Consider the following 12,482-nt stretch of genomic DNA (forward strand, 5'->3'; position numbering starts at 1 on the left):
TGATGAAGGGTGATCATAGCCGAGTGTAGGTGATTGATGCCTTGTAACAGTAGCTGTTTGATCTGCATTATGCAGCTCTCAAACAGCTTTTTTTTAACGTTTTTTACCATCAATTTATTAGGTATTGCCATAAGCGCAAAAAAGGGGGACAATAGGTAGACAGTATTTGTTTTCAGGGAGCTGGTTCAGTTGATGGAAAATAACCCACCAAAAATTCAATATACAGATGAAGTTGCACATATGGAGAAAGAATTACGGTATGTTGCAGCAATCATCAAACAACAAGGCCGTAGAATTCTTAGTAATTATACAATCACTCCACCTCAATTCGTTGCTTTACAGTGGCTATTTGAACATGGAGATATGACGATTGGGGATTTGTCGAACAAGATGTTCCTTGCATTCAGTACTACGACTGATTTGGTCGATCGGATGGAAAAGAACTCGCTTGTGAAGCGTGTCCGCAATGATCAAGATCGCCGTGTTGTCCGAATTCATCTTCTTAGCGAAGGTGAACGGGTAATCGAAGAAGTAATTGATAAACGCCGTCATTATTTGAATTCGGTGTTAGTAGACTTCGATGAACAACAAGTGAAGGACTTCTCAGATTTGCTGAGTAAACTACATCAAGAGATGAAAAAGGATTGAGGGATTTTAGTGGAAGCACCAATTGGAGTAATTGATTCGGGCGTCGGCGGGCTAACCGTGGTTAAAGAGATGCTCAATCGACTACCACATGAACCCATTGTCTATATAGGGGATGATGCTCGTTGTCCATATGGGCCCCGGCCGATTGACGAAGTCCGGGAGTTTACAATGGAGATGGCATCAGCACTTTCCGAAATGGGTATAAAAATGCTTGTCATTGCTTGCAATACGGCTACGGCTGTTGCACTCGATGATATCCGAGCACGATTTTCATTTCCTGTCATCGGCGTTATCGTGCCAGGTGCACGGGCTGCAGTTAATGCGTCCGTGGCGGGAAAAATTGCTGTGCTTGGGACTGCTGGAACGATTAAAAGTGGCGCTTATAATGATGCAATCCATGTTCTTTCACCGAATGCGATGGTTTACTCACTTGCGTGTCCTGAATTTGTTCCAATTGTCGAAAGTGGTCAGTATAAGTCAGATAATGCAGGTATCATTGTTGACCGTACACTCCGTGAACTTGAGGGGAAAGATTTTGATGCGGCGATATTGGGGTGTACACATTATCCATTATTGCAGCAACATATTACAACCTCCCTTCCGAATAATGTAAAAATTATTTCATCCGCGGTAGAAACAGTGTGTGATGTTGAACGTATTCTACTTTCTAAAGGCATTGAGCGCATTGCTGACAGCGTAGTGGCACCTGTTTTTTATACAACAGGGGAGTCAGAAACTTTTCAAGGCATTGTTGAAGACTGGTTGTCGATTGAAAAGCCTAATGTAAGCTATATTGAATTGTAAGAAACCCGGAATGTCCAGATTTGGACATCCGGGTTTTTGCGTATATGAAATGAGTTATGATAAGATGAATGCGCAATCTGAATGATGGAGGGTACACGATATGAGACATGATGGAAGAATGGCCGACATGATTAGGCCGGTAACAATTGAAACAGATTATTTAATTCACCCCGAAGGCTCAGTTCTTATTACGGTCGGAAATACGAAGGTGATTTGTACAGCTTCTATAGAAGAACGGGTTCCACATTTTTTACGTAATAGCGGAAAAGGCTGGATAACAGCGGAATATTCTATGTTGCCACGCGCTACTGGACAAAGAACGCAACGTGAAGCTTCAAAAGGTAAGGTTAGCGGACGTACGATGGAAATACAGCGCTTGATAGGCCGTGCACTGCGCGCTGTCATCGATTTGGAGACGCTTGGTGAACGAACTATCTGGGTGGACTGTGACGTTATCCAGGCAGATGGTGGTACGCGTACAGCGTCGATTACGGGTGCGTTCGTCGCAACAGCAATGGCAATCTCGAAACTACACATCGAAAAAGGATTAGCTAAATTCCCGATAACTGATTTCCTTGCTGCAACGAGTGTAGGGAAGACGGTTGAGGGTGAACTCATTCTGGATCTTGACTACATCGAGGATTCGTCGGCTGCTGTCGATATGAATGTTGTTATGACTGGTGCCGGCGCTTTCGTCGAACTTCAGGGGACAGGCGAAGAATCGACATTTACGCGCGTTGAGATGAACGGTCTTGTGGAGCTTGCAGAAGTAGGAATTAACCAACTAGTTGAAGTGCAAAAAGAAGCACTTGGACTTGTTGCGCAGTTGATCAAACCGAAAGAACAAGGTGAATCATGAAGGAAGTATTGATAGCCACGAATAATGTGGGCAAGGCAAAAGACTTTGAAGCGTTGTTTAAGCCACTGGGAGTAAAAGTTCTTACGTTAAATGATATCGAAGGAGATATCGATGTAGAAGAAACGGGCGACACATTTGAGGCGAATGCGATTCTGAAAGCAGAGACGGTCGCACGCTTGCTTGGCAAAATCGTTATTGCAGATGATAGTGGACTTGAAATCGATGCGCTTGGCGGCGCGCCAGGCGTCTACTCCGCGCGTTATGCGGGTCTCGAGAAGAATGATGATGCAAATATCGACAAAGTACTACAGGAGCTAGAAACGACGCCTGTGGATGGTCGTACCGCTCGATTCCGCTGCGTGCTAGCAGTGGCTGGTCCTGGTTTGGTTACAGAAACGTTTTCGGGTAGCTGTGAAGGTCTGATTCACCATGAACGTCAAGGAAAGAACGGCTTCGGCTATGATCCAGTCTTCTTCGTGCCTGAAAAGAATCGAATGATGGCGGAATTGTCACCTGAAGAGAAAAATGAGATTTCACACAGGGGAGCAGCTTTAGCTCAGTTGAAATTCAAATTACCTCAATATATGACAGTGGCAGGTGATTCAGAATGAAGATTGTTGTTATGAGTGATTCGCATGGAGATAAGGAAACGGTGAAAGCCGTTTCTGCACTTTCTGCGGACGCGACTTTCCATTGCGGTGATAGTGAGCTGTCATTCGATGATTCAGTTTTACAGACAATGCATAGAGTCCGTGGAAACTGTGACAGGGATGCTAGGTTTCCCGCATCTGTTGCGGTCAAGGTAGAGGGGAAGACAGTTTTAGCTGTACATGGTCATGAGCATGATGTGAAACAATCGTTGATGGGGCTTTATTATTATGCAAAAGAATCTGGAGCAGATATCGTTCTATTTGGCCATTCGCATTTGTATGGTGCTGAGATGAAAGACGGAATACTGTTCTTGAATCCAGGCAGCACAATGCAGCCGCGGGGCGGGAAAGATGCGACTTATGCTGTTGTAGAATGGGATGAAACAGTGCGCGTTACATTCAAGAATATGGCATCGGAAATAGTAGATTTTATAGAAATAAAAAAGATTTAAAAAAGCGTTGACTTTATTCCTAATGCAATATATACTAAGTATTGTCCTTAGGGAATGAATGAAAGTTTGAAACGCACGTCTCAGTAGCTCAGCTGGATAGAGCAACGCCCTTCTAAGGCGTCGGTCGGGGGTTCGAATCCCTCCTGGGACATTAAAAAAGCGCAGTTCAAGCCTTGATGTGATAGGGTTTGAGACAGATTAGGGATTCGGTCAGGGCTTCGGTCACTGGTGCAGAATCCTTTTTTTGTACCCTAGTATTTTACGTGTAATAAGACACGAAATTATCTTCCGAAAATAAAGTATATTATATTTGTTGAATAGATTCTCTTTAAAAACAAGAAAAGTAGGTGAACAAAGTGGGAAAATATCAATTGGACACCAAAGGTCAGGCAGCTGTGACAAAGTATCATGAAAAAAACATACCTGCCAAATTTGATAAAAAGCAGCAACTTGAAAAAATACGTGCGGAGTATTTGAAAAAGAAGCAAGAACAAACAGATAAATAAAAGGAAGATATATCTTCAAAATTATCAAAAATAGACCAATGGCAAAAGGCTATTTTAGAATTAGTGACGGTATAACACTTGTTTAAGTATTTAATATATTACAATTTGATTATGTAAAGAGGATTAAAGTAAAATCATTCTTTTACATGAGCAGGTAGAACATTGATATTGGGCAAATGCGAGGTCAGAGAATAGATTTATGAGCGCTCCTACGAAGGCAAATGTATATATATATGTATGTTGCTCAGGTGAGTTTAAAAGAGCGTATAGAACAAGTTCAGGCGGTTGAGAAGCAAGAGAATGCGAGGTAACCAAGTGTTTATCTCGTTTTTTATATGTATTGCCAAAACAGATAATACCATCTGAGAATATCCTGTGAGCGTTCCTATCTTTTGATGTTGACTTGCTTTCATTGTTTTCTCCTTATAAGCGAAAAAAGAGCTTATTGTGGAAATAGAGGGGCATAGTTTCCGATATATAGGAAGGGTAACTTTCTATATATAAGTGACCTCATACACCCATGTGAATTGAAATTGCTAACGAAACGAACTGGGCTTTGCAATAGGCTTGTATAAGGTTATCATTGGTTCAAAGGTAGTTACGGTCTGAAAAAGTAAATTGACCGAATCCCTATTAGAGTTTAAAAACGTCTCAAATTGTTGGTATGACTGTGTTGTCTTAGTAGCTCAGCTGGGTAGAGCAACGGCCTACTAAGATTTCGGGTGGGGGGGTTCGAATCCCTCCTGGGACATATTTCAGTGAAAATTGAATACGATTAGAAATGAAAAAACGACTACAAACGTTGATAAAACAGCGTTTGTAGTCGTTTTTTGTTTTTTGAGTATACGTCTGAAAACGTTTGGAAACGAATGAACACAACACAAATGCAACACATTTAATATGTAATTACGCATGCATAGCAGTCATTATTCTAACTGATTTCTCCTCTTCCTCTATTCGCATTTCTTTTAATACATGTGAATAATATTTCAACGTAGTCTCTATATCTTTATGGCCTGCTCTTTCAGATATAAACTGAATGGATACACCTTTGTATAATAGAACCGAAATATGTGTATGTCGCAATCCGTGAATTGATATTGGTTGTATCTCTAATTTCTTTAAAGTATTACGAAGCAGTTTGTTGGTTGCTTCATTTGTTAAAGTTCCTTTACTCGATTGGGTGTTAAAAAATAAAGTTTCGTAAATATTGGTTGGTAATTTGGAAAACAAGTCTCTAAATATATCCATCGTTACTTTATCGATAGCAACATTTCTTTTCGATTGGGGATTTTTGAGGGAGGCGAATCCAGTCCCTTTTTTATAGTCCCAAGCTTGTCTTACTTTTATGATATTCTTTTTAAAGTCGAAATCGCTTCTTTTTAGTCCGCATAGTTCTCCAAATCTCAAACCCGAAACTACCGCAAGTAATAACAGATAATATCCCAAACTTTTTTCTAGCCGATCCTTCAACTCAGCTATCAATGCTACGCTCTCTTCATAATTTAGATGACGTTCTTCAGGTCTTTTAGAAACAATTTTTGTGTTGAATTCCACACCTCTGGTAAAGTCTACTCGTATCCTTCCATCGTCCACAGCATCCCTCACACAGGCCCGTATATGCGTATTTAATTTCCTTATAGTTTCATATGCGCGTGTTTCTCCATAATCATTCAAAAAGCGTTGATACTGTCGTTTAGTCATAGCTTGGAGAGTAGTCCTGCCAAGTAATTCTCTTATGGTTTGGAACGTGTTCAGATAGCGCACATATGTCACTTCTTCTTTTGTTGACTTCATATCCTTTACCCACTCGAAGAAGTAATCCGCAAAAATGTCTTTTGACAAAATAGGGGATATACCTTGCGCCATTTCACCTTCGATTATATCGGCGTTTATTTTCGCCTCTCCTTTCGTGCGGAATCCTCCTTTTCGAATAGGATCATATTTGCCGTCTGTGTATCGGCTTATGGTGTATTGCCACGTCTTTCCCCTCTGAAGGAACTTTGCCATTTAAATTTACCTCAATTCTAGTTTTAATAAGTAACTGTTAGATTATCCCTTCTATTTTGAAACCATTTTTCTAACCGTTCAGCAGCGAAAGTTAATTCGACATTAAAAGTCTTTGCAATGACCCAGACAGCTTCACAGCGGAGTTGTGGCAGTTCTAATTCGTTCAACAAAAATGTGGGTATGCAAAAATGATAAGCAAATTGTTTAGCCTGCCATTCTTGGTAGATACGAAACTGCTCAAACATGGCTTGTTGATGTCCTTCGTGCCTTAAGATGTGTCCTAGTTCGTGAGCAAAATCCTGCAAGACTTTTTGACGACTTTGATTTTCGTTTAAAAAAATACGGTATATACCCCCCAAATTATTTGCTTCACTGGGTTCATCAAAATAATAAATTCTAATGTTGAACTTATTGGAAGTGAGATTGATTAATTCGTCATGACAAACGGTACCGCACCCTAAAAGTTAGAGCTAAAAATCTAACTCTTGGGGTGTTTTTATATGGCGAAATATAGCGATGAATTTAAGTTAATAATTGTAAAAGAATATCTTGAAGGGTTCCTAGGATATCAGCGGTTAGCTCAAAAATACGGCATGCCTGACAAGTCCCCAATTCAAAAATGGGTTAATTCTTATCAAGCTCTAGGTAAGGACAGTTTGCGTAGAAATTATTCTAAAAAGGAATACTCTGTTCAATTTAAGCTAGATGTATTAAACTTTAAGAAAGAAACAGGCGCTTCTTACCAGGAAACCGCAGATAGATTTTCCATACCTGAAAGGTCTATAATTGCAAACTGGAATAGAATCTTTCTTAAGAAAGGAGTAGAAGGGCTTGAACCTAAACCGAAAGGACGTCCTTCTATGTCTAAAAAAACTAAGTCTAACCCACCAAAAAAAGAAAAAGGAATAGAACGAGAAGAACAATTAGAACGGGAAATTGAACTTCTTCGACTTGAGGTTTCCTATTTAAAAAAGTTGAAAGCTTTTCAGGAGAATCCGGATGCCTATCTCGAAAAGCACAAGCAGCGCTGGCGTTTGAACTCAAGCAAGAAGGATTCAAATTAAAAGATACTTTGGAAATAGTTGATATTCCTGAAGCGACTTATCACTATCATATTAAGCAATTGATGAAAGATGATCCCGATAAAGAAATCAAAGAATTAATAACAACGTTATTTCACCAACATGAAGGAAAATATGGGTATCGACGAATTTATCTTGCTTTAAGAGCTAAAGGGATCAAAATAAATCATAAAAAAGTACAACGGCTGATGAAAGTTATTGGTTTGAAATGTATTAAGTTTACCCGCAAGTCACGTCGTTACAATTCATATAAAGGAAAAGTGGGTAAGGTGGCTAAAAACCTTTTAAATCGTCGATTTAGTACGACGATACCCCTACAAAAATTGGTCACGGATATAACCGAATTTAAGTGCTTAGGCAACGAAAAACTTTACTTGAATCCAATTCTAGATCTATACAATGGTGAAATTATCTCTTATGGTATTTCAAACAAGCCAACCCTAGAATTGGTTCTTCAGCCATTACATGAAGCGGTAGAGATCATTAAAAGAGAAGCAAAATATCGTACGACTATTCATTCAGATCAAGGTTGGCATTACCAGCACAATAAATGGGTGACAATATTAAAGAGAAACAAGTTTTTTCAAAGTATGTCGAGAAAAGCAACATGCGAAGATAATGCGTCAATGGAGAATTACTTTGGGATTATGAAGCAAGAAATGTATCATGGCGAGGCATTATTATCTTATGGTGAGCTTAAACAGAAAATCGAAAAGAATATTTATTATTATAACAATGAACGAATTAAATTAAAATTGGTCGGTTTAAGCCCAGTAGAATACCGGACTCGAACCAACCAATCAGCTGCATAATTAAAACTCTAACTTTCGGGGGGCACCACCTTTTAGAGGTGTTTTTTCTTATTACGAAACTTCGAAGTGGAAGTAAGCATAAAATAAACAAGCATTATTTTAAGCCTGCATCATAAAGATTAATCTAAATAACTTTTAAAAAACTACATAAATTTTACAAAGGTAAAATATTTTTTGAGTTTTTCAGTTTTGTTATCGATTTATAATTGTGCGGTGCACGCGTTACTGACCCACCTATCTGTAAACTCCAGTTCACATTCCGTTCACTTTACTGGACTATCATGAACTTATAAAAGGTGGAGATGAGCTAAATGAGTACGTTATTGATATTCGCTTCTTCGGCAATGGTGATTGCACTAATTTTTTATAGTATCGGAGTATTTGGAGAAAAGATAAGCGGCACGATTCAATTCAAGCACTTGACGTTCTTCTTGGGTGGCCTGGTGTTCGATACGATTGGCACCACTTTGATGAACCGCATCGCAACACATGATGGCGACTCGGGATTCGGGCTTCATCAGGTTACAGGTGGCGCAGCTCTTGTGTTAATGGCGTTTCACTTTCTATGGGCTGTCTGGGTGTATAACAAAGGTGATGAAGAAGCAAAACGCCAGTTTCACAAATTCAGTCTGGGCGTTTGGACACTGTGGGTCATTTCATTTGTACTCGGTATTTTACTAGGCATTGGCGTGATCAGCTGATTCCGAAAGTATTACAGCATGATTCTACCTGAAAGCGTATGAAAAGCAGTGATGCCATTTCGTTGAATAAGCATAGATACGAAATAAAAGTCCTCTGTTCGAGCAATCGGTCGGAGGGCTTTTGGTTTATGAGTGGAAATGCGTGCATATGCACCATGCAATAAATTATCGAGACGTTGCACAACTAGAATCCATAACAAAAACCGATTTTTTAAGGTTAATGGAAAACCTTGCCTTTCATAAATACATGGGATTTTAACAAGGTGGCTAACCTAATAATGCAATTTAGGAGTACAATGACATTGAAAAGTATGAAAGAAATAATCACTGAAAGTATGGAAGATGATCTACTGAACATTTTGCCCGAAATCAAGGAGTTCCCCAGAAAAGTAAAACATTATTCAAGAGGTTGAGAATGTCGCTTTTTTCTGATGAAGCGAATGTGAAATACGTTAATTCGGTCCTGTCTTTGGTATTTATGGGTTTTTCAGGTCTTGCATTTGGACAGATTTCTTTAGGAGCTTTGTTTTTAGCGCAGTCAGATGCATCTAATGGGTACTTCTTTTTAAATGTCTTTGGATATGCAGGCTTAGGCTTGAGCCTTATAATGTTAATCCGTGTTACGATTCAAAGTATGAGAAGTGAACAATGAAATTTAAGGTTGTCTATAAGGGTGCGATTGGTCTGAACTTTCAGGAAAGTACGAATCTGTCATATAGGATTTGTATCTATTCAATTTGTAACGCTATAACAGCTATTGTAATACTAATAATCAGTGTACTAATTGGCTTACCGCTATAGTTTTAGAACACTCATAAACCGATGTATAGCAACAAAAATGAAGGGACTAAAAATATTGTGGGTCCCTTTTGATATGTTTTTTAACGTTTTACATCCTTCAAAAGAGCCCGTCACGGTTAGGACTTCTTTTTGTATCAGATCATAAATGCCATAAATTAGACAAAAAATTCTATATCTCTATATTGACACTTGTGTCGGGTTTGACTAGTATTAGACATGAGGTTATTTTTTAACTAAATTCGACACTTGTGTCGGGATAAGAGGTGTAAGTTGTTTACATTAATAAACAAAGTAACTAAAGCTGCGAGTAGTAAGAAAGGCGCCAAATGGACAGTCATTATTTGGATTATATTGGCGATTGTGGTCAGTGGACTTTCTTCAGGTGCAAAAGATTATGCTACAAGTATTAATAACACAGGGCTTCCAAAAGATGCTGATTCCATTATTGCAGAACATAAATTGCAAACATATTTTAGTGGTGAAATCGGTGTTCCTGCAATTTTAGTATTTCATAATGAAGAGGGTCTTACCTCCGAAGACTTAAAACAGATTGATATTATCAACGAAAATATTGAAAAAGCGTCATTAAAAGACGTAAAAGAAGTTATACCCGTTTATGCATTAACTGATGAAATTAAATCTACTTTCATCTCGGAAAATGAAACTACATTCATTTTACCAGTTAATTTAAAAGATGGACTTGAGCGAAAAGTTATTAACGCAACAATTAAAGATATTAACAAAATCGCCACCAAACAATTAAAAGATAACAAAGATCTTGAATTAAAAATCACAGGTCCAGCAGGAATTGTTTCGGATATGATTGCGATATTTGCGAGTGCAGACCTCGTTTTACTATTAGGGACAGTTGGATTAATCTTCGTAATATTAATCATCATTTACCGTTCACCAATTATTGCCTTGGTTCCTCTTTTAGGTGCGGGAATTATTTATCAAATTGTAGATAAAACGATTGGTATTTTCGGCAAAAATGGGTTGGCGATTGAAAGCCAGTCACTATCTATTATGTCGATTCTTCTTCTAGCAGTCGTTACCGATTATGCTTTATTCATCGTCTCTCGTTTTAGAGAAGAATTACGCCAACACGAAGATAAACACAAAGCCATGGCGCTGGCAATAGCGAAAGTGAGTGAGCCTATCTTCTTTAGCGGAACAACAGTCATTGCTGCAATGCTCGTATTGTTTGCAGCAGTATTTGAACCTTATAGAAATTTTGCGCCAGTATTCTCGATTGCGCTCGTCTTTATTTTATTGGGCGGATTAACGCTACTCCCTGCACTTTTCGTGCTCTTTGGTCGTAGATCATTTTGGCCGTACATTCCAAAAGTTGGTTCACTTGAAAAAATGAAACGTGGTTTTTGGGATAAACTTGCCGCTAAAGTAACACAGCGACCAATTACAAGTGGTTCAATCATCGCTGTTCTCTTGATTATTATTTCGTTTAATGTCACCACGAATGAATATTCCTTTAACCTCATTAAATCTTTTCCGGAGGATATGGAATCACGACAAGGATTCGAGGTGCTTGAAGAAAACTTTGCCCCAGGTGAATTAGCGATGACAACTGTAATCGTAGAGGGAAAAGATGCACTTAATGTTGAAGAGCTAGCAAAGCTAAGAGAGGAAATTCTCGCCAGTAAAGGTGTAGATAATGTTACACCTGACCTATCGAACCCTGAAATAGCAGCTTTTGGCAAAGGTTCCTGGTTGACGGAGGATGAAAAAACAGCGAAGCTTAGTATCGTTTTTTCTGGAAATCCTTATGAGATAGAAACAATGGATGATTTAAATTTTTTGCGAGACAATGAGGAAAAGCTACTGTCAAACGCGGGTTTTGATCAAACAAACTTGTATTTTGCTGGTGAAACGGCGAAGCAAGCTGATACAAGAGCCATCAATGATCGCGACACCATCGTTATTGTTATTGCAATAACGTTATTGATAACCATCCTACTCGGTTTTCAATCACAATCACTCATTGCACCCATTTATATGATGGCAACAATCATTTTATCTTACTTTGCCGCATTAGGATTTAGTATTTTCATGTTCAAAAACGTCTTCGGCTATGATGCGATGAGTTATCGTATCCCAATATATTCATTTATTTTCCTAGTCGCATTAGGCGTCGACTATAACATAATGCTCATATCTCGCATTAAGGAAGAAGCGAAAAAACACCCAATTAAGAAAGCTGTGGAAATAGGATTAGCACGCACGGGTGGCGTTATTTCATCAGCCGGTATTATATTGGCGGCAACATTTGCTGTACTGATGACTCAACCTATACTTGAACTATTTATGTTTGGTTTTACAGTCGCTGTTGGCGTATTAATAGATACGTTTTTAGTGCGCACCATTTTAGTACCAGCACTTATGGTGAAATTAGATAAATGGGCGCTTTGGCCACAAAAAGTGACCTCTTCGAAAAAATAATAATATTCAGCATTCGAGTAGGTGTAGTTTAGCAATTAGTATTCTCATCAATTAATTAATCAATTCCCAAATAAACTATCGGAGTGTGGTATATTGAGTATAAAAAAATAATTAAGGTGATATAAAATGACACGTAAAAAGTTAGAACGACAAGAACTCCTAATATTAACCGAAAAACTACTACTCGAACAAGGTTACGGTGGATTCAACTTTTCAGTGCTTTCAAAAATGCTTGGAGTTGGCAGAAGTACGATGTACGAATATTACGCCTCAAAAGACGACTTAATTGCCGATTACATGACTGATCTGATGGTGAACTACATAAATGAGTTAGCGATAATCGTTGCACATGAGGATGCAAAAGAACAATTGCTTCATCTCATTGAATTAATGATTAAATATTCGCATATCCATAGTGTTCTCCAAATCATCCCATTATTGCAAAGTGATTCTGACGTCGTAACGAAATTAAAACAAGAGTTTATAAAAGACCATGTGCACATCATCAGACAAGTTCAAAGCATCGTTGGAATTGGTAAAGAAGCGAATGTCATTCGGGAAGAAATCCCAACTGATGTGTTGGTTAATTTATTGTTTAACACCATTAATAAGCCAACCTCTTTAAAATCGGATAATAAAGCATGGGCAAAATGGGTTTGGGAAATTATTTATATCGGGATCGAACCTAAAACTTAAAGTA

General features: G+C 38.5%; 14 protein-coding genes and 1 tRNA gene. 13 read left to right on the forward strand and 2 right to left on the reverse strand.

Translation table 11 applies throughout. From position 1 onward, the window contains the following. Positions 1 to 192 precede the first annotated feature (192 nt). The 7 genes from MKX62_RS16120 (at position 193) to MKX62_RS16150 (ending at position 3,919) form a co-directional block, all read left to right on the forward strand. Positions 193 to 648 carry a MarR family winged helix-turn-helix transcriptional regulator gene (locus MKX62_RS16120; RefSeq protein WP_067207869.1) on the forward strand — a complete coding sequence of 152 codons (456 nt, stop codon included), beginning with the start codon at positions 193 to 195 and terminating at the stop codon, positions 646 to 648. A 9-nt stretch (positions 649 to 657) separates the two neighbouring features. Then, positions 658 to 1,452 (forward strand): glutamate racemase, encoded by a 795-nt coding sequence (gene racE, locus MKX62_RS16125; RefSeq protein ID WP_067207871.1) that lies wholly within the window; start codon positions 658 to 660, stop codon positions 1,450 to 1,452. A gap of 100 nt (positions 1,453 to 1,552) precedes the next feature. Then, positions 1,553 to 2,311 carry a ribonuclease PH gene (gene rph, locus MKX62_RS16130; RefSeq protein ID WP_067207874.1) on the forward strand — a complete coding sequence of 253 codons (759 nt, stop codon included), beginning with the start codon at positions 1,553 to 1,555 and terminating at the stop codon, positions 2,309 to 2,311. After that, entirely contained in the window at positions 2,308 to 2,922 is a 615-nt protein-coding gene (locus MKX62_RS16135) for an XTP/dITP diphosphatase (RefSeq protein WP_067207875.1), read from the forward strand. Before rph ends, MKX62_RS16135 begins: the two co-directional genes overlap by 4 nt. Beyond that, entirely contained in the window at positions 2,919 to 3,413 is a 495-nt protein-coding gene (locus tag MKX62_RS16140) for a metallophosphoesterase (RefSeq protein WP_187047347.1), read from the forward strand. The genes MKX62_RS16135 and MKX62_RS16140 overlap by 4 nt, the downstream gene beginning before the upstream one ends. 77 nt (positions 3,414 to 3,490) lie before the next feature. After that, positions 3,491 to 3,564, forward strand: a tRNA-Arg gene (locus MKX62_RS16145). A gap of 205 nt (positions 3,565 to 3,769) precedes the next feature. After that, a complete protein-coding gene (locus MKX62_RS16150) occupies positions 3,770 to 3,919 on the forward strand; it encodes a hypothetical protein (protein ID WP_197485383.1) in 150 nt (49 codons plus the stop codon). Between the two features lie 906 nt (positions 3,920 to 4,825). On the opposite strand, the gene MKX62_RS16155 is transcribed toward MKX62_RS16150, so the two are convergent. Together MKX62_RS16155 and MKX62_RS16160 are read right to left on the reverse strand one after the other, a co-directional pair. Continuing rightward, complete coding sequence (locus MKX62_RS16155) at positions 4,826 to 5,929, reverse strand: tyrosine-type recombinase/integrase (RefSeq protein WP_340741845.1); 1,104 nt, start codon at positions 5,927 to 5,929, stop codon at positions 4,826 to 4,828. A 23-nt stretch (positions 5,930 to 5,952) separates the two neighbouring features. Continuing rightward, positions 5,953 to 6,357, reverse strand: coding sequence for an ImmA/IrrE family metallo-endopeptidase (locus tag MKX62_RS16160; protein WP_340742592.1), 405 nt, complete (start codon positions 6,355 to 6,357; stop codon positions 5,953 to 5,955). A 72-nt stretch (positions 6,358 to 6,429) separates the two neighbouring features. On the opposite strand from MKX62_RS16160, the gene MKX62_RS16165 reads away from it, so the two are divergent. The 6 genes from MKX62_RS16165 to MKX62_RS16190 all read left to right on the forward strand — a co-directional run bounded on the left by MKX62_RS16165 (position 6,430) and on the right by MKX62_RS16190 (position 12,478). Beyond that, on the forward strand, positions 6,430 to 6,993 hold the full coding sequence (locus MKX62_RS16165) for a helix-turn-helix domain-containing protein (protein ID WP_340741034.1): 564 nt from the start codon (positions 6,430 to 6,432) through the stop codon (positions 6,991 to 6,993). Beyond that, positions 6,957 to 7,823, forward strand: coding sequence for an IS3 family transposase (locus tag MKX62_RS16170; RefSeq protein WP_340742593.1), 867 nt, complete (start codon positions 6,957 to 6,959; stop codon positions 7,821 to 7,823). Before MKX62_RS16165 ends, MKX62_RS16170 begins: the two co-directional genes overlap by 37 nt. Positions 7,824 to 8,134: 311 nt before the next feature. Beyond that, positions 8,135 to 8,524: an HsmA family protein gene (locus tag MKX62_RS16175; RefSeq protein WP_340741846.1), complete on the forward strand. Its 390-nt coding sequence runs from the start codon at positions 8,135 to 8,137 to the stop codon at positions 8,522 to 8,524. Positions 8,525 to 8,939: 415 nt separating this feature from the next. Then, entirely contained in the window at positions 8,940 to 9,176 is a 237-nt protein-coding gene (locus tag MKX62_RS16180; RefSeq protein WP_340741847.1) for a hypothetical protein, read from the forward strand. A 419-nt stretch (positions 9,177 to 9,595) separates the two neighbouring features. Beyond that, positions 9,596 to 11,782 carry an MMPL family transporter gene (locus MKX62_RS16185; RefSeq protein WP_340741848.1) on the forward strand — a complete coding sequence of 729 codons (2,187 nt, stop codon included), beginning with the start codon at positions 9,596 to 9,598 and terminating at the stop codon, positions 11,780 to 11,782. 126 nt (positions 11,783 to 11,908) lie between these two features. Then, positions 11,909 to 12,478: a TetR/AcrR family transcriptional regulator gene (locus MKX62_RS16190; protein WP_340741849.1), complete on the forward strand. Its 570-nt coding sequence runs from the start codon at positions 11,909 to 11,911 to the stop codon at positions 12,476 to 12,478. The last annotated feature ends 4 nt before the right edge of the window (positions 12,479 to 12,482 follow it).

Origin of the sequence: Sporosarcina sp. FSL K6-5500 (assembly GCF_038005665.1) — a bacterium.
Lineage (GTDB): Bacteria > Bacillota > Bacilli > Bacillales_A > Planococcaceae > Sporosarcina > Sporosarcina psychrophila.

Excerpts from the sequence above, each read along its gene's own strand:
- MKX62_RS16120 (WP_067207869.1), top strand. The coding sequence starts at position 193 with ATGGAAAATAACCCACCAAAAATTCAATATACAGATGAAGTTGCACAT.
- rph (WP_067207874.1), top strand. The coding sequence starts at position 1,553 with ATGAGACATGATGGAAGAATGGCCGACATGATTAGGCCGGTAACAATT.
- MKX62_RS16135 (WP_067207875.1), top strand. The coding sequence starts at position 2,308 with ATGAAGGAAGTATTGATAGCCACGAATAATGTGGGCAAGGCAAAAGAC.
- MKX62_RS16140 (WP_187047347.1), top strand. The coding sequence starts at position 2,919 with ATGAAGATTGTTGTTATGAGTGATTCGCATGGAGATAAGGAAACGGTG.
- MKX62_RS16155 (WP_340741845.1), bottom strand. The coding sequence starts at position 5,929 with ATGGCAAAGTTCCTTCAGAGGGGAAAGACGTGGCAATACACCATAAGC.
- MKX62_RS16165 (WP_340741034.1), top strand. The coding sequence starts at position 6,430 with ATGGCGAAATATAGCGATGAATTTAAGTTAATAATTGTAAAAGAATAT.
- MKX62_RS16175 (WP_340741846.1), top strand. The coding sequence starts at position 8,135 with ATGAGTACGTTATTGATATTCGCTTCTTCGGCAATGGTGATTGCACTA.
- MKX62_RS16180 (WP_340741847.1), top strand. The coding sequence starts at position 8,940 with ATGTCGCTTTTTTCTGATGAAGCGAATGTGAAATACGTTAATTCGGTC.
- MKX62_RS16190 (WP_340741849.1), top strand. The coding sequence starts at position 11,909 with ATGACACGTAAAAAGTTAGAACGACAAGAACTCCTAATATTAACCGAA.